Origin of the sequence: Vibrio sp. Vb2131 (assembly GCF_033338535.1) — a bacterium.
GTDB classification, from domain to species: Bacteria; Pseudomonadota; Gammaproteobacteria; order Enterobacterales; family Vibrionaceae; genus Vibrio; species Vibrio alginolyticus.
Genome location: NZ_JAWOSW010000001.1, coordinates 110,511 through 134,442 on the forward strand (window position 1 = coordinate 110,511; position 23,932 = coordinate 134,442).

Consider the following 23,932-nt stretch of genomic DNA (forward strand, 5'->3'; position numbering starts at 1 on the left):
AAACAGGATCAATAAGTGCTTGCTACCTCACAGGTTTTCTTGAATGCATCGATTGACAGTCGCAAAAAAGCCCGCCGAAATGGCAGGCTGATAATGTGTTCATTCATTACTTAGAGATAACGCGTAATCCACTGCCACGAGCAAATGCTCCGCTCAGTAGATAATTAGCCAAACAACTTGCTCCAAATGCTTGGATTGCGCTTGTCGTGGTACTCTTCACGAAGACTATCGATTTCACGCAGTTGAGCTTTTGCTTCTTGTAGCTTGCCCGCATCAAGATCCGCTTCAATCTTATCTAGCGTTACCGTCAGCTTGTTAAAGCCTTCTAAGTAAGTATCAAACTTCTCTGGTGGGTAATTACCACGCTTAGATTGTTCAACAATCGCTTGCAAGCTATCAATCGCAGATTTCATGGTTTCGACATCAGATGCTTCTGCCGCCTGTTTGAATTCCATCTTCATCTGTTTCATGTTTTGTTTTAAATCAACCGCTTCTGCCATTGCGTATGTTGAGCCAAACGCAATCGCACACCCTAGGACTAAAGGACGTAACATTTTTCACTTCTCCATTTATAGTGCCGAATTCTGTGTCGGCTTTATTCACCCAAATAACCTACGCCATAAAAGGCGAAAAACTAGCTTAGTTGAGTATTTCCGGGTCGCAGTGTAAAGCAATCTGGCGTCGGGTGCATACCTTAAATGTAATCAAGTTTATGCGTTGAGAATGCTGTCATATTCTGCAATTGGTTTACGGCCTCTCAAAGCTAAGAAAGACAAAAACTGCTGAGCGGTGTGAGTAATCACTTTCTTGCTATCAATACCCACTTTGTCCATTAACTCTCCAACCAAATCCAGATTACCAACATCGTGACAGAAGTGCGCGTCACTGCCCGTGGTGAAGAAAACACCGAGATCTTTCCCGATTTGTGCAATCTCGTGGCAACGGTCTACGCTGCCTACTCGGCTGTTGCCTTTCAGCGTGGTGTTATTAATTTCAATCGCGACATTGTGCTCTTTCGCGCACGCTAAAACGGTCTGAAAATCAAAGTCGAAATTTGGATTACCAAGATGACCGAGCGCATCAATACGACCACTCTGAATGACATTAACAAGTGCTTCCGTGTGAGTTTGCTTGTTTGCAGGACGAAAAACGGGTTCATGAAAACTCGCAATCACCCAATCTAAGTTGCGGTCCACACTCAGTGGAATATCAATGTCGCCTTCGGTATTCATAATGTTAGATTCAACGCCGCGAATAATCGCAACGCCTTCAAGAAAGCGAGGCAGAATTTTCTGGTTAGAGAAGAACCAGTAATGAGGCGCACCCGGCATTGATTCTGCGTGATCGGTCGTGCAGAACATATCCAGCCCGTTCTCTTTTGCCAACTTTGCATTTTCAATCAAGGTACTGTACGCGTGACCACTTGCGTACGTATGTGTATGGGTATCAACTTTAAATTCCATCATCCACTCTCTAAGGTGCGCTATCTTGCGTGCTATTGTATACCTTCAGGCAACGCATCGTCAGCCCAAGATAAGCAAGAACCCTAAGCTTGCTCTTCACTAATGGCTTTTATCAAGGGTAAGGCTTTTTCCCATCCGTGATTAAACATAGAAACAAAGTCGTTGTGAGTATGAATGGTAACATTGAGTAGTAAACGATCGTTGTTGGTATCGATCTGGTAGATCTCTCGCGATCCGATCCACCTAGATGCTAGGTCAGCATCGAGTTGTTGACGATTATCCGGATTAAAAATGGCAACATGATGAAATTCAAGTTTTTGAAGCGGTAGCACCGTATCTATGATCGCCCTTGTCCCGCCCATATCTGGATCAAAAAAAGTGATGCCACCTCCTTCTTCCCAAGCTCCTTCAAATTGAGACTGCGGTGAAAAGGCTTGTGCCCAACGTTTATACAACTCAACATCGGTTAGCACTTCCCACACTCGTTGCGGTGTCGCCGAAATTTCGACGTAATAATTTAGCGTAAGCATGATTTCTCTCCCTGAACCTTTCTTGACGCTAGCCCATACTCAGGAAAAATCAAACCACACGACCAATTTATCTACCTGCCCCCTTCATTTTCCGACAGACTAAGAAGTTCTCGCTTGTAAACCGCCACTGCGATGCGCCGTAAAACGAACCCAACATGTGTTCAGTATGATTGCGAGCACTATTAAACTCATCCCAACAATTTGACTTTGACTCATTCGGTCTTCAAAAAACAGGCTCTGCCAAACCGCAGTGAACAATAAGTTAGTAAAAATGAGTGGCGCAAGTTGAGAGCCACTGCTTGCCAGTTTATATGCTTTGGAGCGAAAAACTTGGGTGTTAATGATCATCAGAGACATCATACCGATCCACAGCGTATTTGAAGAAATCTCAGGCGCCATAACACTCATATTAAGTAACGCGTCGAAGTCATTAAACAAAGTTAGCGGCAACAGAAATACGGCAGCAAAACCAAACGCCCAAAAGTTGATTTCTAGCGGCGACATATTTGTTTTACTCACTTTATATAACGTAAGCTGAGAACCAGAATTGAAGAGTCCACCAGCCAAGCCGAGCAATAAATCCGCTCGCCATGTAATCTCACTTCCACCGCCCGCCAACATAACCACACCAGTGAACGCCATTGCTAAAGCCGCCAAAGTTGAAACACGAATGCGCCCCCTCATGAACAGCTTTTCAACCAAGGGAATAAATAATGGGCCAGTAGCAAACAACACAACCCCTTCAACGAGCGTTAACGTTTGTAATGACGCGATAAAGCAAAGTTGTGACAAACCGATACAAAGAGCACGCAATAAAATAGGCTTTAGCGTGCCCGCTTTAGGAAAGGTAAGGTTTTTCACACGAAGTAAGATAAGTAAGATAAGCGCAGGCACCAAAAAACGTAAGAAGCTAAATAGTGTGACGGAAAGTTCGCCTGACAACTGCTTTGCTAACAGTCCAGTAACAGATAAGCTTAACGTAGACATCAACATGAAAAGGATAGATTTATTTACAGCATTCATTCAATACTCCTTAATATATGGAGCATTTTAAAAGACATCACTTATCGTAAATAGCGAGTAATATTAACCATTGATGTAAGAAAAACTTACAGTTTAACTTATCTATCACCAGCTACGGTTTTTAAATTATGCGGAAACTAGTCCCCTTAAAGTCCATCTACGCATTTGTTGCAGTAGCTGAGTCTGGCAGCATGACAGAAGCAGCACAGATATTAAGTGTGAGCCACTCAGCCGTAAGTCAGGCAATTAAATCGCTGGAGAGTCAAGTCAACAAGCCTCTATTTGATCGCATAGGCAGACAAGTTCAACTCAACGCGGACGGTAAAAAGTATTACAGGAAGGTGGCACCCGCTTTAGAGCAAATTGTCGATGCAACGGAAGCACTCATCCAAGATCAGAACTTGCAGCGTGTTACGCTCAATATGGTGAATTCATTGGCTCTTCACTGGTGGATTCCTCGAATGTCAGATTTACAAAGGTTTGCTCCTCAATTAGACGTTCGTTTATCAAACCTGTCTGGCAGATTCAATTTAGAACAAGAAGGTATCGACGCGGCCTTGGTGCATGGAAATCCCGAAGAATGGCAGGATTACTACTGCGAAAAGCTCAGTGAAGATGAACTGGTTTTGGTGTGCAGTCCTGAATTGATAGCGAAGACCAAGGACTCAAACATCACTCAACTCTTAAAGCAGTATCCCATCATTGAAGTTACTAACGAACGAAGAAAAAATGACTGGAACGTGTGGCTGGACGCGACGGGTATCCAGCGACCTAAAAATAAAAAACCAATCACTTTTAACATGTCGATACAAGCCGTCCAGGCCACAACTCGTCGTTTGGGGTTATTGGTCACTCATCGCTTGTTTGTGAAGGATGACATCAAATATGGTCAGCTAATCGAGCTGGGTGAACCCGTCATTAATCCTCATCAACAGCTTTACTTTGTATGCCCGCCACACAAGCTAAAGCTTGAATCGTTTCATCTGTTGCGATCTTGGCTACAACAATCATTCAACTATTAGAAACTTTTGTTAAGCACATTCACTGAAAAACTAGTATAAAGTTAGAAGAGCACTTTTCATCCAAGGATGGTTTATGAAGCAGTATCAAATATGGCTAAGCGCACTCTGTTTTGCAGTATCTTTGAGTACGACCGCTGAAGTAGAAAATGATAACCGTCTTTCAGAACAAGGGATCTCCACGGCAATTATTGGGGGTCAGCAGGCTACCCAAAACCAACTTCCTTTTTTTGCACGTCTTATTCTACATAAAACTGGCGCTAATCAGTTTGCCAATATTTGTGGGGGAACCATTGTAAACGACCGCTTCATTTTAACTGCGGCTCACTGCGTAGAACCAAGCGTTTTTACTGACGGCTGGACAATCAACGACCTACGAGTGTTAGTCAAAAACCCTACGATGAATGACGTGTTTGTTGAAGAATTCAAAGATGTTCGCTCTATCACGATTCATCCTGATTATGTGCCTAGCGATTTATGGATTAATGACATCGCTGTCCTTGAATTGACTAGACCTATCACCGATAACGTCCAATCCATCACTTTACCGCAAGACTTTGGAGACTACAGCAGCAAGTCAGTTTATCAGATATTCGGTTTAGGTCAGACCTCAACCAATGATGAAAGCCCCCCTAACTATTTACGCTGGGCAGAAGTAAAACCCCTTACCGACACCCAATGCGCTTCGTTGGTAACAGGGTTTAACGCTCAGGAAAGTTTATGTGCGAATGGATTTCCTGAACGAAGCTACACTGGTATCTGTCGTGGTGACTCAGGCGGTCCTCTCACCTATCAAGACAATAATGGCATGTATCAGCAAATTGGCATTGTGAGCTACGGTTCTTCAGTTTGCGAATCCGCTGCGATTCCAAGTGTGTTTACCGAGATTTTGAACTATGCAACATGGATTGAGACCCAAACCAGCTCAGGTGTAAAAACCAGTTATAACGCCCTCTTAGCAAGTTCGGAAGATTATCATAGCGAAGGGGACTCTGGCTTTGAGCCTGTCGATACCAACACATCTGGCTTTGGTAACAACGGCAGCAGTGGCGGCGGTGCTCTCGGATCAGGGTTGATCATGCTTGGAGGCTGGTTTGGTTGGCTAAGACACCGCAGAAATTATTCGCGCTCCTAGTAGCGTCAACAAGACATCATAATATCTTGCGCTTAACGCGAGAGTTAATGATGTCTTCAATCATCTTTTGCTCTTTTTTCGCTTTTTCATAGTTCTGCTTAGTACGCCAACGATCAAGCACTTTTTCTAACCCTTGAACGCGTGCGTGCTTGTGTTCTAGCGTTTTCTGTACAGATGCACATTCCGCTTGCATAACGGCTTGCTCTTGCTCGTGGTGACGAAGCATTCTTTGTAGCATTTGGTCAACACGATTAAAGTTCATCAAAGCCGCGCTCGTCAGCGTCGGGCCGGTTCGGGTTGATTGTCCAGCGTGGCCTTTCAACGCCGACAACTGTTCCAATTGCATTGAAAGATGGGAGTGACGCTGACGCATGGCATCAAGTTGTTGACCCACACGGTCACGCTGTTTTTCTTCCATTTGCTGTAACTTGCCTACGGCTTTTAACTTGGATTTCATTTCAGCCTTGTCACTCCCATTTGATTAAGCACTTTGAAAAAGCTGCGCGAGCTCGGTCAAACTGGTTGGGTAATCTACAGACTCGTTGGCAGCTTGTTGTAGATATGCACGCAAATTTGGATACATAGCAACAGATTGATCTAACTCAGGATCTTGTCCTGGTTGATAACCCCCTAATGGCAGTAACTCTTTAACCTGAAGGTAGTTGGAGTACATTTGACGGAAGTTATTCGCAATCGTGCTGTGTGCGTCCTGCGTACAAGTATTCATACAACGGCTAATAGACGCGTTGATATCTATCGCGGGATAATGCCCTTGCTCAGCCAGTTGACGCGATAAAACGACATGCCCATCTAAGATGGCGCGCGCGGAATCCACGACAGGATCTTGTTGGTCGTCCCCTTCTGCCAATACGGTATAAATTGCCGTTAAGCTACCATGTTGATTTTCACTGTTACCCGCTCGCTCTAGGAGTTGAGGTAACACGCTGAAGACTGAGGGCGGATAACCACGAGAAGCTGGAGGCTCTCCGAGCGAAAGAGCGATTTCGCGCTGTGCCATGGCGTATCGGGTTAGAGAGTCCATCAGAAGTAGAACGTCTTTGCCTTGGTCTCGGAAATACTCTGAAACGCGATGACAAAGTAGTGTCGCTCTTAACCTCATTAGCGGGGATTCATCAGCAGGAGCCGCGATAATGATCGCTTTCTTGCGTGCTTCTGGGGTTAAGTTTCTCTCGATAAACTCACGTACTTCTCTGCCTCGCTCACCGATAAGCCCGACCACAATTACATCGGCCTCCGTGTTTTTGGTGATCATCCCCATTAACACACTTTTACCGACGCCACTGCCAGCCATCAAACCAATACGTTGGCCTTTGCCTACCGTTAATAGTCCATTAATCGCACGCACGCCTACGTTGAGTGGTGTATCAACTGGGCGTCGCTTCAGTGGGTTAATCGGTTTTGGTTCAAGTGAAACTCGCTCTCCCCCCTTAAGCGGTGCCCCGTCATCTAACGGCTCACCTAAACCATTCAGTACGCGTCCTAACCACTGAGAGCTTAGCTGCACGGTACTGTCACCATCAAGAGGGATGACTTTTGCACCTGCAAACAGACCGCCTAAACGGCGGATAGGCATGAGGTAAGCAATAGTGTGTTCAAAGCCCACAACTTGCGCTTCGATCATATCGCCTTCCGCGGTTTCTACGAGACAACGCTGCTCAAGCTTAAACCGACACCCTACGGCTTGTAACATTAAACCGTTTACTTTTATCAATCGCCCTGTTACGCGAGCAACAGGGATTGAATCAAGCGAAGCCAAGGCTTCGCTCAAACGCTCACTTAATAGTTCATGGCTTAGGGTATTACTCATGCTCAGACTCTACCTGTGGAATACTGACTTCATCCAAAAGGTGTTGCTTTACATTGTCCATACAGGCTTCCAAACGAGAGTCGCAGCTCGCATCCGCTTCTGCGTCATCAGTCACTAACTGACAGCCACCAATAGGAAGCTCCGTATTAGGGACCAGTTTCCAAGATTGCGGCAAATCAGCATTGATGTGAGTAATACGCTCTAAATCTTGCGGATTTAAATGCACAGTTACTGTTTCCGCTTTACCAGGCATGGCAGACAATGTCTCGTCCACCAAAGCTAGGATCTGCTGAGGCATTAAAGTGAGCTCGGCACGAATCACTTGCTGAGCTACCTTTTGTACCAGTTCACAAATCATATGACGTTGTTGCTGCTCTTTTTCATCCTGCCAACGAGAAAGGGCGTGAAAAAGTTCATTGACAGGCTTCGCCGCCTCCAAAAAGCCTTGCTTTCCAGACTGCTCACCGGAAACAAAGCCTTTTTGGAAACCTTCTTTTTGGCCTTCCAACAGACCTTGTTGCTTGCCCTGTTCGATACCTTGGCGTAAGCCTTCCTCATGTCCTTGTTGCAAACCTTGTTGAAAACCTTCTTCAAGTTGCTGTTGGATATCAATTTGAGGTTCTTGCCAGCCTTGGTTATCTAGCCCGAATTCGTCTTCGATAGTCTTAGGTTGCGCTAAAGGCGGAAAACGGTGTAAACGATACCCGCTCGGAGGCAATCGCATAGTACTTGATTTTGTCTCTAGCATGACCTTACTCCACCGTTGGCTCTTCATAGAGAAGCAGCTGAACTTCACCAGATTCATCCAGCTCACGTACCATTTGCATGATGTCTTGACGTGCTTTTTGAACTCGACTTAACGCAACAGCGCCGCGTGCGTCCATGTCATCTTCTAGCGCTTTCACCATACGTTGCGGCATTGAACGCTTAATAGCTTGTTGTAAGGTAATATCGGAACCTTTTAGCGCAACTGCCCACAACTCTAGCGGGATTTGCTGCACCAACATGTCCATAGTTTCTTCGCGTTGTCGGCCAAGAACCATAAAGTCGAACATGTTTTCTTCGATTGCATTAACAACATCTTCATCATGCAACTTCAGCATTTCCATCAATGAACCACGGTCACCTTCAAAGCGGTTAATGATATCTGCAGCTTGCTTAACACCTGATAACGGCGTGCTTTGACTTGCGGATACTTTTTCGATGCAACGCTCAACGAGTTCATGCAAATCAACAGCAACTTGATGATCGATATCTTGCAATTGAGCAATACGGAACAAGATTTCGTCATGGTAATCTTGTGGCAAGTGCTTCAATACCGCTGAAGAGCTGTCTGCTGGCAAATACGCTAGAAAAATTGCTTGCATTTGTGGGTGCTCGTTCACAATGAAACGAGCGAGAGTTTCTGCTTCCACCCACTGTAAGCGCTGCATATTGTTGCGAATTTCATCGCCATATAAGGTATTCAATAACCCTTTTGCCAAATCGTTACCCAATGCTTTACGCAATGTATTAGATAGGTATTCCTTCGAGGCTCCTCGAATACCGCTGTGCTCACGAAAATCTTCAAAGAAAGTTTGAATAACACCACGAGCAGAATCGCTCTTAATGCCATTTAACTTCGCCATTGCACGAGTCACACGCTGGGTTTCATCACGGCTAAAGTGTTGCAAAACCTTCGCTGCGGCATCCTCGCCCATGCCTAATAGCACGAGCGCGGTTTGTTCAACATAACTAAGCGTCTGCTTTGATAGAACTGTGTTCATTGATGTTTACCCATTGTTTCAGTATTTCGGCTACGCGCTCTGGCTCTTCATTAGCAATAAGCTGTAGGTGTTTCAATTGAATTTCTAATGGCGAACCTGCTGGTGGTAGCATGTCGCTGTTTACATCTAAACCTGAAGAGGCTGAGATGCCTTTTTCAGATAGGCGGCGATCAAGTACTTCTTCATGCTCGCGCTCTTCACGCGTTTGCAAGTTTTCGTAGTCAGGTTCTTCCTGAGGCTCAGCAAAATTTAGCTCAGGCACAGGTTTATCAACGCCAGTTAGGTGCATGATTAATGGACGCAGTACGAAGAAGATCATCGCCAAGCCTAACAAGCCACCAATAACGTAGCGTATTGGCTGCTGTACTGTAGGGTCTTGCCACCACGGCAGTGCAGGAGGAGCATCAATTTCAATTGGGGTGAAGTTGAAACTCATTAAACTTAAGCTGTCACCACGTGTGGCAGAGATACCAACAGCATCCATGATCATGTTTGAGATTTGCTCTTTATCGGCTTCACTCCACGCCACACCATCTGGCGAAGCTTTGGAGTTCAACAGAACCGATACACTAAGCTTTTCTATTTGGCCTTGTTGGTATTGAGTACGACGAACACTGCTCCCTACAGCATATTGACGATTCACTTCAGATCGCGCATTCGTGTTTTGGCTATCGTTCGTTTCCACTTCACCAGATCCTGTCACTGGCGGTTGGTTACTTAGAGAACCAGGAACACCCAACGCAATTTGATCAACCGAGTTGTTATGAATGGTGTGCTCATTACGCACAACCGGTGCGTTATCCAAAATTTCTTGTGTTTCTTCAACTTGGCTAAAGTCCAGATCGGCAGCGACTTGTACTCGGAAGTTACTCGGCCCCACAATCGGCGTAAGCATATCTGCTGCGCGTTGGATGATCTGTTTTTCAACACTCTTCTGGTATTCAAGATATTTCGCATTTACTTTACCAGCTTCCGCAGAAGCGACATCCGCACTAAGAAGACGGCCATACTGGTCAATGACAGAAACAAATTCTGGCTTCATTGCCGTGACACTGCCGACCACTAGGTTAATGATCGCTTCAACTTGTTCAGGCTTTAAGTCTTCACCAGGTTTGAGCTCAAGCATGACAGATGCTGAAGGATTCTCACTGTTTTGGCGGACGAATAGAGTTTGACGAGGTATTGCTAAATGAACACGCGCGTTCGCTACTGAGTTCAAAGACATGATAGTACGTACTAACTCACCTTCTAAACCATGACGATAACGCGCTGTTTCCATAAATTGGCTCGTACCAAGAGAGCTATCTTCCTTGAGCGAATCCAAACCTGTCGGCAGCTTAGCTTTAACACCTTTTGATGCAAGCAACATGCGTACCTTCGCAACCTCACCTTCTGGTACAAGAACTTGTCCATTTTGCTCTTGCATGCGGTAGCTTACGCCTTCGCTTTCTAATACCGACACAATTTCGCCGATATCAAAACGCTCTTGTTGGCTATATAGCGGACGAAAGCTCTGCGAGGAACTCCATAGTGCAACCACAATAATCGCTGCAACAATCGCAGCTAACACCGCAGATAGCACTAAGTTTCTCTGACTGCTAGACCAGATTTGCTTCAGCTTCGTTGTCACATCGTCCATGCCGTTGGCAGTAGAAAATGTCTGTGCTGTGCCGGTAGCCATAGCTGTGTTTCCGGCGACTTGGGGGGTTAGTTCTGACATGAATTACACCGGCATCTTCATAATATCTTCAAATGAGGTCACGACTTTGTTGCGCACTTGCATCAAAGCATTAAAGGACAAGCTGGCTTTTTGGCTCGCGACCATTGCACCAACTAGGTCATCACTTTTTCCTGTTTCTACGGCCGTCATTTTTTGACTAGCCACTGATTGATGTTGATTCACTGTATCCAACACATTTGTCATCGCTTGTGAGAACGATAAAGGTGCGTTTAGTGATTGTTGATCTAAAGGATTTGCACTCACGATAAACTCTGGCTGCTGCACTTGTGCCTGCATCGCCTGCATTTTTGACAACATAAGTTGCTCTGCCGAGACCGCATGAGTAGGTTGACTTGCCATCTATTTTTTCTCCTATTAGGCAGCCGAGCCTAGTGCCGACTGTAAATCAATACCATGTTCTCGCATTGCTGCGAGCTTGTAGCGTAGCGCTCGAGTAGAGACTCCAAGCGCGTTTGCGGTTTTCGTTCGGTTTCCACCAAACTGACGTAACTTTTCCAAAATAAACTGATATTCAGCTTGCTTCTTCGCTTCTACATGACCAAAACTTGAAGTTGGCTCTGCTGTAGGAACTGACGCGACAAGCTCAATAGGCAGCATCAGGTCATGGGCTGTAATGTAATCACCATGACGCATGACCAAAGCGCGTTGAATGACATTTTCCAACTCACGAATATTGCCCGGCCAGTGATACTGACTCAGCGCACTAATCGCATCTTGGGATAAGTGACAGCGGCTGCTATCTTGATACTTTTCAATAAAGAATTGGCTAATCGGTAGAATGTCCTCTTTTCTTTCACGCAAAGGCGGCCAGTGCAGAGGCAGCACATCTAATCGATAATAAAGATCTTCACGGAACGTGCCTTTTTGAACTTCCTCACGTAAGTCTTTGTTGGTTGCCGCAATAACACGAATATCGAGCTGAACGGCTTTATGGCTACCAACACGTTCTACTTCACGCTCTTGAAGGACGCGTAACAATTTAGCTTGAACCGCAGGTGACATTTCACCAATCTCGTCAAGCAGAATCGTCCCGCCATTTGCTTCTTCAAACTTACCGCTTTGAGAATTTGTCGCTCCGGTGAACGCGCCTTTTACATGACCGAATAGCACAGCCTCTAACATTGACTCTGGAATGGCGGCACAGTTAACCGCCACAAATGGACCATTGATACGCGGAGAGTGCTCATGCACATATCGCGCCAGCACTTCTTTACCCGTTCCCGATTCACCTGTAATAAGCACACTCGCGTTAGTACATGCTGCACGATGCGCCAATTGCAGAACTTGTTTGCTTCTCCAAGACTCCGCAACAATGTTGGCCATTGGCTTACCTAACGCTTCAACACGTTTAAGCAGATTAACCAACTGATTAGATTCAAATGGGCGTAATAGATAATCAGTAGCGCCCGCTTTCATCGTCTCAGCAGCCAAGATGCCTTGTTCTTGGTCGACAATCGCAATAACAACACCCGAATTTCGCTGCTTTTGGTGACACGCGACAAACTCACGAACACACATATCCGGCAGCGTAGAGCTCACTAAAGTGATTTCTGCTCGCTCTTCAAGCAAAGCGCCTCGACCAGTACGAGTGTGTTTCGCGGTGTAACCTGCATTTTGCAACACATCCAATACTGGTTGAGCAAGAGCTTCATTTGGCTCAACCAACAAAATTTTCGTTTTCGTCATCATTGAACCTTAACTTTCGTTTGTTGATTTTGTGATTGTAGATCTGGGTGGTGTTTCGTAGCCGTATACTCGTTGTCCCTCACTAAACGCAGGGTGACACGTCGGTTTTTTGCTTGGCCATTAACCGAGTTATTGCTGGCAATTGGGTAACGCGAACCATGAGCTCGTGTTTCGATCATCGACTCGTCGACCCCAAGCTCAATCAAAGCGTTGGTGACTTGCTCTGCTCGAGTACGTGACACAGAAAGGTTCGTTAAACTTGAACCAACGTTATCGGTGTGACCGTCGATGAGGATTTTGGTCACTCGATCATCCACAGATACATAGCTATACAGCGCTTCTAGTGTTGCTTTCTGTCCACGACTTAACGTCTTCTGACCAAACTCAAATGAGAGCGCCATATCCCTTGCCTCTGAAAAAGACAATTTAGGCAATCGCGCGCGACACGCATTAAATGATTTCAATGCGTTTTGAGTTTGAAGAGTAGGAATCACAATCTCTGAAACAGAGGAAGCATTACTTCCTTTAAGTGACAGCGTCACCCAACTACCCGAAGCAATTGAATCCATGAATTCTTCAGCGCCTTTATTAAAGATGAAACGCTGAGACGGCTTAGTAAATTCAAGGGAACCAAATTCTTTTCTATAAAGCTCATTACTCCAAGGAGCATTTTGAGTTGTTAAAGCAATCGTTTTCCATTTATTGTTTTCATATTCTATATCGGAAATAAAATAGAATTTATTATTAGGTTCCGCTAGGAAATAAAACTTCCCATAGTCTTTATTTGATTGCAACAAGTTGCATTTGAATTTATTTCCCTCATATGTCCATTTAGAGAGGTCCATAGGGATTGTTAAGACTTCTTCTGAATATGACACTTTTGAAAAAATAAAACTGATAACAATAATTGTGTTACAAATTATCAAACGGACATGATTCATGTATATCTTACATTCCCATGACTTAAACCGTTTAATTAAATATGCCACCAAGCCGAGAGAACTGGCATAGCTAATCATTTTAATTACCTATTCTGAATATTAAAATTGGTTACAAAACGCTCAAGAGAGCACGCTTAGCCTCCAACGGAAGCTTTAAGCATAAAAAACAGTATCTTATAATTTATTTATTTGAAGTTGTTGTTACGCCATAAAGGCAATTTAAAAAATCTATAACAACTAAAACGCTCAACATTGTTATTTTATTTATTAAGCGATTTATAAAGAAAACTAACTCTTTTTAAATTTCATTAAAAGATTATGACTATATGAACAAAGCAACATGTGAACTAAAGTCACAATCTTAGAGTTTGGAGCTAAAAGATCATTAAAATTTCTGTGTAGACTACACGCCATTAAGTTAAAACACTTTCGATTGTTAACGCACGGTAAAATATAAATGGAAAATAGAGTTAGCGAGCCTATTTCTGATAGTCAACTACTTGATGTAGAATTATTAGGCAAACCTATTCATATCATTCGTGAGAAGCTCGATAATTTAATTTCAGGATCTTGCTCAAACCTTACGACTGAATTACAAAATTGGCTCAGCACAGGAAAAGTGGAAGCTAGCTTAACCTCAGTAGACTTGCACCGCTTTACATCGGTTGAGATGGACAAAGAACAAACGTCGACCTATCAACATCAGGAAGGCGGCATGGTATTCATCCATGGTAACCCTCACACGCTCATAAAGTTGGCTGATAGATTTTATGGTGCAAGTGCAGAGCGCTCAGCCGCTACTCTGACGGCCAGTGACTTACGTTTACAAGAGCGCATCAGTCGAATCATCATCGGTTGGCTTGCTCCTGGTGAAATGTGGGACACGGGTGAGTATGAGACCCCTAGAGGTATTGGCATTAACGTTCAATTAAACATTGCGTTTGACGATCATCAAGGCTCAATTCATCTCAAGCTAGATGGTCATCTTATTCAAACGCTGATCGAGCAGCTTGAACTGCAACCTGATACCGATTTGTTTCAACCTTTCTGTCGTTCTTTAGAGGCGACCCCCGTTCGACTGAACGTTGTTCTAAGTAAAAAGAAGATGCCTTTAAGTGATATGGTTGGCTTACAACCCAACGATATTTTACCTATTGAGCTTCTTAACACGGTTCCAGTAAGCATTGGCAACCAATCTCTATTTACAGGTCGTATTGCCGAGCAAGACGGCCAACTTGTTTTGATCTTTAACCCTGATAAGGAACCGCAGCGATGAGCGAAGCGCTAGAAACTAATGCATTCGACGCAGAAGAACTGAACTTTGATGATTTTCAATTAGAAGACTTTGAAGCCGAAGATACGCTCCAACAAGAACCAGCCACTGCGGAACGTGACCTTAGCTTTTTCAAAAGCATTCCTGTCACAGTCACGCTGGAAGTTGCGAGTAAGGAGATCCCACTTGGGGACTTAATGAAAGCGGGTGAAGGCACGGTTATCGAGTTGGAAAAGCTCAATGGCGAGCCTTTAGACGTGAAAGTAAACGGTTCTCTTATGGGCCACGCTGAAGTTGTCGTTGTCAATGATAAGTATGGACTTCGTCTGATCGATGTACATGACTCTGCATTGAGTGGCGTTGGTCAATAATCTTAGGTAGGCATCACAATGAAAAATCTGAGCGCTTGGCACCGTTGGTTACCTCTTTTGGTATTGGTGTCACTTTTGTTTGCTTTCCCAACAATGGCGGCTGACAACGGCTTAACTATCTTGTCCGTTTCTGATGGCGACACACAACAAGAATACAGCGTTAAACTGCAAATTCTGTTGTTGATGACGGCGCTCAGTTTTCTTCCAGCATTTATTTTGATGGCGACGAGCTTTACTCGAATTGTCGTTGTCCTTGCGATTTTGCGCCAAGCTCTTGGTCTTCAACAAAGCCCACCTAACAGAGTGTTGGTCGGGATCGCTCTCGCATTGACGTTACTGATTATGCGCCCTGTCTGGAGCGATATTTATGAAAATGCGTTTCAGCCATACGACAACGGCGAAATCACGCTAATACAGGCTTTTTCTGTTGCAGAGAAACCAGTGAGAGAGTTCATGTTGGCACAGACGCACCAAAGCTCTCTTGAACAAATGTTACGTATTGCCAATGAGCCTCTCGACCAAAACGTTGAGGATATTTCATTTGCCGTTGTCTTGCCTGCATTTGTCATTAGTGAACTGAAAACCGCCTTCCAAATTGGTTTTATGCTTTTCATCCCGTTTTTGGTCATCGACTTGGTTGTCGCCAGTGTCCTGATGGCAATGGGTATGATGATGCTATCACCTTTAATTGTCTCACTTCCCTTTAAGTTGGTGGTATTTGTACTCGTGGATGGTTGGGCAATGACAGTTGGCACCTTATCTGCCAGCTTCGGTTAACTAGGAGCAGTTATGACCCCAGAACTAACCGTAACGTTATTTTCCGATGCAGTATGGCTGATCATTTTGATGGTTGCCGTATTGGTTGTTCCAGGCTTAATTGTCGGTTTGTGTATCGCCGTATTTCAGGCTGCCACACAAATCAACGAGCAAACACTCAGCTTTTTGCCACGTTTGCTCGTTACCTTATTAATGGTGATTTTTGCAGGTCACTGGATGCTCCGTAAGATCATGGAACTGTTTGATTTCTTGTTCCACAACATACCAGGGATGATTGGCTAATGGCCATCACATTTGCAGAGCTCTCGGCGATACTCGGTCAACTCTGGTGGCCGTTTTTTCGTGTGGGAGCCGTATTTATTTCAATGCCTTTCTTTGGTGATGCAATTATTCCTGTTTGGGTTCGTACTTTACTGGCCCTCTCGATCGTTGTCATTACTGGACCGTTAATGCCACCCATGCCACAAGTCGAATTATTCTCTATGACTTCCCTGTTCCTTGCTTTTGAGCAAGCTATTTGGGGGGTAATGTTTGGGTTAATTTTGCACATGCTCTTTAACGTTTTCACCATGCTTGGTCAGGTGATTTCTCTGCAAATGGGCTTAGGTATGGCGATGATGAATGATCCTATTAACGGGCTTTCTGTCGCCATTTTGGGACGCATATTTCTGATTTTCTCAACCTTGTTGTTTCTTGCGCTAGAAGGACACTTACTCGTCATAGATATCGTGATTCAAAGCTTTGTTGTTTGGCCAGTCGGATCTGGTATCACATCGCTTTCTCTGCAAGGTGTTGTCAATATTTTCGGTTGGATGTTTGCCTCTTCACTAGCTTTGGCTTTACCCGCTATTGTTTCCATGCTTCTAGCCAACATCAGTTTTGGTGTAATGAACCGAGCCGCACCATCACTTAATGTCTATGCGTTAGGTTTTCCTATGACGATGCTGCTGGGTCTATTCAGCGTATTAATCTCAGTTTCTGGTGTTCCTGGTCGCTACACGGCGCTCGTTCACGACACCATTAGACACTTGAGTAACTTTATGTTGGGGGGAGCATGAGCGATCAATCTTCTCAAGACAAAACTGAAAAAGCGTCACCGCAGAAGGTAAAGAAAGCCCGTCAGGAAGGACAAATTCCTCGCGCGAAAGAGTTTACTACTGCGGTTATATTTCTAGCGGTGGCGCTCTACTTTTACTCTCAGCTTAATAGTATTTGGGAAAGCATGTCGGGTATCTTTCGCTACAACATGATGCTGACGCGAGCCGACCTAGAAAATCCTAAACAACTTGTCGAGCAATTGGGACAAAGTTTAGCAGTCATCATCGACATGCTATTACCATTGTTTACCGTCATTATTATCGTGACCTGTGGTAGTAGCCTTGTGCTAGGCGGCTGGATGTTCCGTCCCGCGAACGTGATGCCAAAGCTCAGCAAAATTAATCCTTTGAGCGGGATAAAGCGCATTTTTTCGACCCGCTCAGTGGTTGAGCTCTTAAAGTCGACGTTCAAAGTAGCCGTGATCTTCGGCATCTTATATGGCTATTTAGACAACCACTTACAGCCATTACTTGGCATGCAAAACCTCCCACTCAGCCAAGGTTTTTCTCTAGTAATGTCCATTCTGTTTGAAGGCTTACTTTTAATGGGCTTCGCCTTGTTGTTATTTGGGGTTATCGACATTCCTTATCAGCGTTGGGAACACCTAAAAGAACTCCGCATGACGAAACAAGAATTGAAAGAGGAATTTAAAAATAATGAAGGTCGTCCGGAAGTAAAACAACGTATTCGTCAAATACAGCAACAGTTTGCGCGCCGTAAGATCGATAAAATGGTGCCGACGGCTGACGTGATCATCACAAACCCAACGCACTACGCAGTCGCACTGAAATACGAGCCTTCGCTTTCTGACGCGCCCTTTGTCGTCGCAAAAGGCGTAGACGAAACTGCTATGCACATTCAACGTATCGCCCGAGAAAACAAAGTGGAAATCATTAACTCCCCGCCACTTACCCGTTCGATTTATCACACGACGGCGATTGAACAAGCAATCCCAAGCCAACTGTACATCGCAGTGGCACATATTCTTACTTACGTTTTGCAATTGAAAGCCTTTCGTAAAGGTGAGGGAAAAGAGCCAATTCCTTTACCTCATTTTTCGATTCCAAAACATTTGCAGCACTGATTAACCCGCGTTTATCCAAGGACACGAAAGTATGCTTAACCGGTTAAAACAACTTCAAACATCAACCAAAGGCTACGTTGGCATTCCAATCGTCTTGCTAATGATATTAGCAATGGTGATTCTTCCTTTGCCTCCTCTGCTACTGGATGCGCTGTTTACCTTTAATATCGTCTTAGCAATCCTAGTATTGCTGGTCAGCACAACCGCAAAGCGACCATTAGATTTCTCTGTTTTTCCAACTATTTTGCTGGTCGCAACATTATTACGTCTCACATTGAACGTGGCTTCTACGCGAATTGTACTCCTAGAAGGACATAATGGTGGTGACGCAGCGGGTAAGGTCATTCAAGCATTCGGTGAAGTCGTCATTGGCGGTAACTACGTCGTTGGTATGGTGGTGTTCGTCATCTTGATGATCATCAACTTCGTCGTAATCACCAAAGGTGGTGAACGTATTTCTGAGGTTTCAGCCCGCTTTACGTTGGATGCTTTACCAGGCAAACAAATGGCAATTGATGCCGACTTAAACGCTGGCCTTATCGATCAGGAAACGGCTCGCTTACGCCGTAAAGAAGTCGCCAACGAAGCCGATTTTCATGGTTCGATGGATGGTGCATCAAAGTTTGTGCGTGGCGATGCCATCGCAGGTTTGTTGATTCTGTTTATCAATATCATTGGTGGTATCAGTATTGGTGTCTTCGAGCATGGACTCGCTGCGTCTGACGCCTTTAAAACTTATGCCCTACTCACAATCGGTGATGGTCTAGTTGCTCAAATTCCTTCACTACTATTGGCAACGGCTGCCGCGATTATCGTTACGCGAATTAATGATAGCGATAATGGCATGTCGGAAACCATGCAAAAGCAATTACTGGCAACTCCTGCAACGCTATTTACTGTCGCAGGTATTATGGCGGTAATCGGTATGGTACCGGGTATGCCACACCTAGCCTTTTTTGCGTTTGCTGGCGCATTAGCGTTCGCAGGGTGGCGTCAAACCAAGAAGCCAGTGCAAGACTCCCAGATTGAAGAGGTCGAAGCACTTTCACAAGCAATGCAAGACGATGATACACCGCTGACATGGGATGATATTCCTCACGTCCAAACATTATCACTTGCGCTTGGTTATCGACTCGTCCATCTAGTCAACAAAGAACAAGGGGCTCCTTTATCACAACGTATCCGCGGTGTGCGTCGAAACCTTTCTGAACAAGTTGGCTTTTTATTACCTGAAGTTCGTATTCGTGACAACCTGAGCCTCAAGCCAAACCAATACACAATTTCTCTAAATGGCGAAGTCATTGAGCAAGGTTTTATTGAACCAGAGCGTTTAATGGCGATAGCGGTTGGCGAAACTTACGGTGAGGTAGATGGCATTTTGGGTAGCGATCCTGCTTATCAGTTGCCAGCTGTGTGGATTGAGCATCAAGATAAAGCAAAAGCACTTAATATGGGTTACCAAGTTGTCGATGATGGCACTGTTATTGCCACTCATATTAGTAAAATCATGAAGACAAACCTTGCAGAATTGTTTACGCACGACGATGTGGAAGCAATAACCCAGCGTTTGACACAACAAGCCCCGAAACTAGCAGAAGCATTAGCAGCAGCACTTAATCCAGCACAGCAGCTGAAAGTATATCGCCAGCTTTTATTGGACCAAGTGCCACTAAAAGATATTCGCACGATTGCCAACACAATGTTGGAATCCGCGGAAAATACAAAGGACCCGATCCTACTTGCATCTGATGTACGCTGTGCACTAAAGCGTACGCTTGTTAACTTAATTGCAGGACAAAAGAACGAATTAAATGTCTACGCACTGTCTGATGAGTTAGAACAAATGCTACTAACTTCACTGCAACAAGCACAATCTTCTGGTACGGTAACACTAGATAGCTTCCCAATTGAGCCAAACATTCTTGGTCAGTTCCAACAAAACTTGCCATTGATTAGACAACAGCTTAAACAACAGGGGCTACCTCCGATCCTTCTCGTTATGCCACAGCTGCGCCCTCTTCTAGCGCGTTATGCTCGCACATTTACACAAGGGCTGGCAGTATTGTCTTACAACGAAATCCCAGAAAACAAACAAATCAATGTGGTAGGAAACCTTGGTTAATCTTATTTCAACACATGCGATGTACGAACATTTGGTTGGTCTCGCAGTACAACACATCGTCACGGATGACGATCAATTAGTCTTTGATGCTTTAAAACACAATGATGTCCAACACGCATGCCAAGCAATTAGGGAAGCTCAATCAGGGGAAGTAGAATTCCAACACCTGACGTTGAGATTTGGTATGCGTGGAGAACAAAGTGTCTATCAATTCAAACTCTCTGAACAAATGCAGTACTGCCTGGATTTGTTCAGTCTTTACCTTGCACTAAGACAAACACAATTTCAGTTAGAAGCCTTTCATCACGACTTGATTAGTAATGTTGTCGTGCCGATTCGCGTGGATGCATTACTTTGGGAGCCTGGGGTTTATTTTCTCGAACAGACGATTCAATTCCACTCTTCTGCTTTTCAACATGTGATTCCTTCTCTTCAAGCTGATGAAACGTTATGTGATAGTGATAAAGTCGCCACACTCACCAAAAAGTTAAAAGAGAATGCATATTCACTTTGGTTTGAAGTCGCGACATCGCAAGTGAACTTCGAGCGCGTCGCAGACTTTAGTCCCGATATGATCAAATTGTCAGTCACACTAGAGGATAAAGAAGAAAGACACGCTTTCCTACCTATTGCTAAGTTCTTAAGAAAGCATAAATATACTTGGGTTGCCGGACGTGTAGCGAGTCAAACGGAACTTAACCGCTATCGTTTATTGGGTGCCAGTTATTATTTTGGTTATTTCAGCGATATCCCAACCTCTCTCTCCTTTCAGTCTTTTGATGAGGAATAGTTGAAACTCAACCATTTATATTTAAAACAGCACGATTTATTCGTGCTGTTTTTTTATTTATAACGGATAACCACAAGATCATTGGGCAATAGTTTCTTTAACTTAACTAAAAAATTTAGGCTTATATGATGATTTTCCCGGTTTTCATGGAATACAAATCACTAAAAATCATCAATTTTTATCTTTTTTAGAAATTTTTTAATTTTCAAATTAATCATTAAAGCCGACCGACCGCCTCTAGTTAGTGACAAGGGAATATCCCGAGGCCTGAAAGATATAGTGACTAACTAAGGAGACTAAGATGGCTTTATCAATGCACACTAACTACGCTTCGCTTGTAACTCAAAACACAATGAACACAACAAGCGGACTTCTAAACACAGCAATGGAACGTCTAAGCACAGGCTACCGTGTGAACTCAGCTGCTGATGACGCTGCTGGTCTTCAAATTGCTAACCGTCTAGAAGCGCAAACACGCGGCATGTCAGTAGCAATGCGTAACGCACAAGACGGCATCTCTATGATGCAAACTGCTGAAGGTGCGATGGATGAAATGACAAACATCGTTTACCGTATGAACGACCTTGCTACACAATCGTTGAACGGTTCAAACAGTGCAACAGACCGTGCGTCTCTTAACAAAGAGTTCACACAGCTTACTGCAGAACTAAACAACATCGTAGACAACACTAAGTTCGGTGGTCAAAACCTTCTTAAAGGCGGCGGCTTCGGTGCAGGTGACGTAACATTCCAAATCGGTGCATCTTCTGCTGAAACATTGACTGTAAGCGCAAGCGCAGGTATCGGTGAAATCACTACTATTCTTGCTGATGCAGCAATTACAGATGGTATCGATGACGCGACTAAAGCAAAAGCAGCACTAGACAAAATCAGCGGCGCTGACGGTCTAGTAGAAAAAATTGGTAGCTCTCGTGCAGACTTCGGTGCGAACATCAACCGTCTTGAGCACACTATGGCTAACCTTGGTAACATGGTAGAAAACGTTACAGCATCTAAAGGTCGTATCATGGATACAGACTTTGCAGTAGAGTCTTCAAACATGACTAAGAACCAAATGTTGATGCAAGCAGGTACAACTGTTCTGTCTCAAACTAACCAGCTTCCAAGCATGGCAATGTCACTACTACGCTAATTACTTAGTTAATAGTGCGCTTAATTTAAATCGTCTTAATTATAAAGCCTTCCTATGGAAGGCTTTATTTTTATCTACGAATATAAATAGAGCTCGTATTATCTTTGTGAGATTCAGGCACTCTGAATCCGAATTTCAACATAATATTAAATAAAACCTTATTAAACAGTTCTAATTCTATCGTCTCTAATTTGCTTCCTATTTTACTATCTCTAAGTTCAGGAAAATTGAACTTAGCTTCCTTTAAGATACTAGCTATCTCATCAGAATTGATGCTCTGTTTACTTAATAGTTTTTTGTTAATGAACTCTTCATATGCACGAGCACATTTCATCAATCGCAACGCAAATTCATTCATAACTGACATTCTTTGAAACGTAAAAAATTTAATTTTTAGTGAGAACACTTGCACTTCGCACTATCAAAAATAATATCAGAACGCAATTAATGCACTCTGTAAGAATTATCTGAATCAAGCTGAAGTAAAGGCTGAATATAACGTCCAATTAAAACATCTCTCCTAATTAGAACCGTCAATACAATTAAATATTTTCTTTGTTTAGGTCGCCTTTTCTTATAAGGAAATTACTTTTTCCATGGAGGAAGGCGGAACAAACAAGGTGGAAACACCACTTCCTCCCAAGAAAACAAAATAGCTTTAAACCTTTGTTTTAATTGAATTTAATATACGGCACGTATCTTGCCACTGATAATTAAACTAAGGCGTAGCATTCAAAGTATTCAAGCCAATAAGAGATAGAGGAGCACACCTCATGAGTTCTTTAGACCCAGTAAAAATGGCAACCCAATTCGCACAATTGGACACAAACCCATTCAAAAACCGTTACCAAGCGCAAGCTAATGTGTACCAGTCACAACTGTCAGCTTTTAATAAAGTTGAAAGCGCACTACGTGATTTTCGTACTGCAATGAAAGAGATGAATAACAGTACAAACAGCATCATCAAAAACAGTGCGACACTCTCTCAAGAAGGTAACTTTACTGCAAACGCGGATGCTAAAGCGCTAACGGGTAACTATCAGATTTTTGTAGAAAAAGTGGCAACGGCGCATCAAGTATCTACAGGTATGCCTGCAGACCTTGAGGCAACGACAGAAGTACCAACAACTGGATCTTTAGAATTCACCATCAACGGTGAAACAATGACTCTAGACTTGTCCTCCGTTGATGTTAATGGTGACGGCACTGCAACGATCAGCGATTTAGCCAGTGCGATTAACAATCACACGGATAACCCTGGCGTTAACGCCACTCTAGTTCGCTCGAATGGTCAAACACACTTTATGCTATCGAGCACTGAGACTGGTGTCGAAAATAAGATCAACGTATCTGCATCGGGTACTGGCCAAGCGTGGTTTGAAGACGCCTTCACCAACCTCAAGCAAATCAACGCTCCGCAAGATGCGGTTATGTGGCTAGGTGCAAAAGACTCAGGCCTGAAACTAACCAACGCAAGTAATACTTTTGAAGGTGTCATCGACGGTGTTGACATTACCGTATCTAAACCGCAAGCCGCGGGAGATTCGCCAATCGGTTTAAAAATTGGAGCTGATAGCGAAGGCACTAAAGAACAACTAGATAAGTTTGTGGAAACCTACAATGCCCTTGTTTCGACTATCGATCAGTACACCCAAATTGGCGGTGAAGATCAGAAACGCGGCGTGCTCGCTAGCGACTCGACATTGCGTTCTATTGAGAGTCAGTTAACGGGGTTAATCCGAGGTGAACACAATGGTATGCGCCTAAGCGAAATCGGCGTGAGCCTAGACCGCAACGGTAAAATGAAAGTTGATCAAGAAAAGTTCAAAGAAGCTCAACAAACAAACAGCGCAGGCTTAGAGGCGTTGTTTAATGGGGATGACGCTTTGCTAGATTCTCTTGACGCGATGGTAGAGCCTTTCTTGAAGTTCTCATCAGGTACCTTCAGCACGCGTAAAGACGCAATACAGTCAAGCTTAGACCGAATCAAAGATAAACAAACCAATTTAGAGCGTAAGTACGAAATGTCGTACAACCGCTATCTCAAACAATTCACTCAAATGAATTCAATTATGACCCAAATGAACCAAACCATGTCCATGTTTAATGCTCAAAAATAAGACATTTGGTTC

25 protein-coding genes are annotated in these 23,932 nt (G+C 43.9%); 12 read left to right on the plus strand and 13 right to left on the minus strand.

Going from position 1 to position 23,932, the window contains the following annotated elements; genetic code table 11:
• Nucleotides 1-164: 164 nt before the first annotated feature.
• The 4 genes from R7E38_RS00460 to R7E38_RS00475 form a co-directional block, all read right to left on the minus strand.
• Nucleotides 165-554, minus strand: a complete 390-nt coding sequence (locus R7E38_RS00460; protein ID WP_021035869.1) for a cytochrome b562 — start codon at nucleotides 552-554, stop codon at nucleotides 165-167.
• 156 nt (nucleotides 555-710) lie between these two features.
• Nucleotides 711-1,463 carry a phosphatase gene (locus R7E38_RS00465; RefSeq protein WP_005375066.1) on the minus strand — a complete coding sequence of 251 codons (753 nt, stop codon included), beginning with the start codon at nucleotides 1,461-1,463 and terminating at the stop codon, nucleotides 711-713.
• Nucleotides 1,464-1,546: 83 nt separating this feature from the next.
• Nucleotides 1,547-1,993, minus strand: coding sequence for an SRPBCC family protein (locus R7E38_RS00470; RefSeq protein WP_005375065.1), 447 nt, complete (start codon nucleotides 1,991-1,993; stop codon nucleotides 1,547-1,549).
• A gap of 99 nt (nucleotides 1,994-2,092) precedes the next feature.
• Nucleotides 2,093-3,016 carry a DMT family transporter gene (locus R7E38_RS00475; protein ID WP_053307934.1) on the minus strand — a complete coding sequence of 308 codons (924 nt, stop codon included), beginning with the start codon at nucleotides 3,014-3,016 and terminating at the stop codon, nucleotides 2,093-2,095.
• 128 nt (nucleotides 3,017-3,144) lie between these two features.
• On the opposite strand from R7E38_RS00475, the gene R7E38_RS00480 reads away from it, so the two are divergent.
• Both R7E38_RS00480 and R7E38_RS00485 read left to right on the plus strand, forming a co-directional pair.
• Nucleotides 3,145-4,038, plus strand: coding sequence for a LysR substrate-binding domain-containing protein (locus R7E38_RS00480; protein WP_226082783.1), 894 nt, complete (start codon nucleotides 3,145-3,147; stop codon nucleotides 4,036-4,038).
• A gap of 73 nt (nucleotides 4,039-4,111) precedes the next feature.
• Entirely contained in the window at nucleotides 4,112-5,170 is a 1,059-nt protein-coding gene (locus R7E38_RS00485; protein WP_025768593.1) for a S1 family peptidase, read from the plus strand.
• Between the two features lie 16 nt (nucleotides 5,171-5,186).
• On the opposite strand, the gene fliJ is transcribed toward R7E38_RS00485, so the two are convergent.
• Genes fliJ through R7E38_RS00525 form a run of 8 tightly spaced genes read right to left on the minus strand, consistent with a single transcriptional unit; the run spans nucleotide 5,187 to nucleotide 13,210 of the window.
• Nucleotides 5,187-5,627, minus strand: coding sequence for a flagellar export protein FliJ (gene fliJ, locus R7E38_RS00490; RefSeq protein WP_017820533.1), 441 nt, complete (start codon nucleotides 5,625-5,627; stop codon nucleotides 5,187-5,189).
• 24 nt (nucleotides 5,628-5,651) lie between these two features.
• Nucleotides 5,652-6,998 (minus strand): flagellar protein export ATPase FliI, encoded by a 1,347-nt coding sequence (gene fliI / locus R7E38_RS00495; protein ID WP_053350026.1) that lies wholly within the window; start codon nucleotides 6,996-6,998, stop codon nucleotides 5,652-5,654.
• Nucleotides 6,991-7,746, minus strand: a complete 756-nt coding sequence (gene fliH, locus R7E38_RS00500) for a flagellar assembly protein FliH (RefSeq protein WP_005375050.1) — start codon at nucleotides 7,744-7,746, stop codon at nucleotides 6,991-6,993. The genes fliI and fliH overlap by 8 nt, the downstream gene beginning before the upstream one ends.
• A gap of 4 nt (nucleotides 7,747-7,750) precedes the next feature.
• Nucleotides 7,751-8,764 (minus strand): flagellar motor switch protein FliG, encoded by a 1,014-nt coding sequence (locus R7E38_RS00505; RefSeq protein ID WP_005375048.1) that lies wholly within the window; start codon nucleotides 8,762-8,764, stop codon nucleotides 7,751-7,753.
• On the minus strand, nucleotides 8,733-10,484 hold the full coding sequence (fliF, locus tag R7E38_RS00510) for a flagellar basal-body MS-ring/collar protein FliF (RefSeq protein ID WP_005384024.1): 1,752 nt from the start codon (nucleotides 10,482-10,484) through the stop codon (nucleotides 8,733-8,735). The genes R7E38_RS00505 and fliF overlap by 32 nt, the downstream gene beginning before the upstream one ends.
• A gap of 3 nt (nucleotides 10,485-10,487) precedes the next feature.
• Entirely contained in the window at nucleotides 10,488-10,844 is a 357-nt protein-coding gene (gene fliE / locus R7E38_RS00515; RefSeq protein WP_171345516.1) for a flagellar hook-basal body complex protein FliE, read from the minus strand.
• A 15-nt stretch (nucleotides 10,845-10,859) separates the two neighbouring features.
• A complete protein-coding gene (locus R7E38_RS00520; RefSeq protein WP_031778880.1) occupies nucleotides 10,860-12,191 on the minus strand; it encodes a sigma-54 interaction domain-containing protein in 1,332 nt (443 codons plus the stop codon).
• Nucleotides 12,191-13,210: an OmpA family protein gene (locus tag R7E38_RS00525; protein WP_064376382.1), complete on the minus strand. Its 1,020-nt coding sequence runs from the start codon at nucleotides 13,208-13,210 to the stop codon at nucleotides 12,191-12,193. The genes R7E38_RS00520 and R7E38_RS00525 overlap by 1 nt, the downstream gene beginning before the upstream one ends.
• Nucleotides 13,211-13,589: 379 nt before the next feature.
• On the opposite strand from R7E38_RS00525, the gene R7E38_RS00530 reads away from it, so the two are divergent.
• The 9 genes from R7E38_RS00530 (at nucleotide 13,590) to lafA (ending at nucleotide 21,800) form a co-directional block, all read left to right on the plus strand.
• On the plus strand, nucleotides 13,590-14,408 hold the full coding sequence (locus R7E38_RS00530; RefSeq protein WP_318081637.1) for a FliM/FliN family flagellar motor switch protein: 819 nt from the start codon (nucleotides 13,590-13,592) through the stop codon (nucleotides 14,406-14,408).
• Complete coding sequence (gene fliN / locus R7E38_RS00535) at nucleotides 14,405-14,776, plus strand: flagellar motor switch protein FliN (RefSeq protein ID WP_005375038.1); 372 nt, start codon at nucleotides 14,405-14,407, stop codon at nucleotides 14,774-14,776. The genes R7E38_RS00530 and fliN overlap by 4 nt, the downstream gene beginning before the upstream one ends.
• Before the next feature lie 18 nt (nucleotides 14,777-14,794).
• Nucleotides 14,795-15,553 (plus strand): flagellar type III secretion system pore protein FliP, encoded by a 759-nt coding sequence (gene fliP / locus R7E38_RS00540; protein WP_005375037.1) that lies wholly within the window; start codon nucleotides 14,795-14,797, stop codon nucleotides 15,551-15,553.
• 12 nt (nucleotides 15,554-15,565) lie between these two features.
• Complete coding sequence (fliQ, locus tag R7E38_RS00545; protein WP_005375036.1) at nucleotides 15,566-15,835, plus strand: flagellar biosynthesis protein FliQ; 270 nt, start codon at nucleotides 15,566-15,568, stop codon at nucleotides 15,833-15,835.
• Complete coding sequence (gene fliR / locus R7E38_RS00550) at nucleotides 15,835-16,611, plus strand: flagellar biosynthetic protein FliR (protein ID WP_005375027.1); 777 nt, start codon at nucleotides 15,835-15,837, stop codon at nucleotides 16,609-16,611. Before fliQ ends, fliR begins: the two co-directional genes overlap by 1 nt.
• Complete coding sequence (gene flhB / locus R7E38_RS00555) at nucleotides 16,608-17,735, plus strand: flagellar biosynthesis protein FlhB (protein ID WP_005375025.1); 1,128 nt, start codon at nucleotides 16,608-16,610, stop codon at nucleotides 17,733-17,735. The genes fliR and flhB overlap by 4 nt, the downstream gene beginning before the upstream one ends.
• A 31-nt stretch (nucleotides 17,736-17,766) precedes the next feature.
• Entirely contained in the window at nucleotides 17,767-19,857 is a 2,091-nt protein-coding gene (gene flhA / locus R7E38_RS00560; RefSeq protein ID WP_005375024.1) for a flagellar biosynthesis protein FlhA, read from the plus strand.
• Between the two features lie 19 nt (nucleotides 19,858-19,876).
• The gene (locus tag R7E38_RS00565) at nucleotides 19,877-20,647 is read left to right on the plus strand and encodes an EAL domain-containing protein (RefSeq protein ID WP_017633491.1); all 771 of its coding nucleotides are present in this window, start codon (nucleotides 19,877-19,879) and stop codon (nucleotides 20,645-20,647) included.
• Nucleotides 20,648-20,948: 301 nt separating this feature from the next.
• Nucleotides 20,949-21,800 carry a lateral flagellin LafA gene (lafA, locus tag R7E38_RS00570; protein WP_005375019.1) on the plus strand — a complete coding sequence of 284 codons (852 nt, stop codon included), beginning with the start codon at nucleotides 20,949-20,951 and terminating at the stop codon, nucleotides 21,798-21,800.
• A 70-nt stretch (nucleotides 21,801-21,870) separates the two neighbouring features.
• Here lafA and R7E38_RS00575 read toward each other — a convergent pair whose 3' ends face one another.
• A complete protein-coding gene (locus R7E38_RS00575; protein ID WP_005375016.1) occupies nucleotides 21,871-22,158 on the minus strand; it encodes a hypothetical protein in 288 nt (95 codons plus the stop codon).
• Between the two features lie 415 nt (nucleotides 22,159-22,573).
• Between R7E38_RS00575 and fliD the strand changes: the two genes are divergently transcribed.
• Nucleotides 22,574-23,920, plus strand: a complete 1,347-nt coding sequence (gene fliD / locus R7E38_RS00580) for a flagellar filament capping protein FliD (RefSeq protein ID WP_005375015.1) — start codon at nucleotides 22,574-22,576, stop codon at nucleotides 23,918-23,920.
• Nucleotides 23,921-23,932 lie beyond the last annotated feature (12 nt).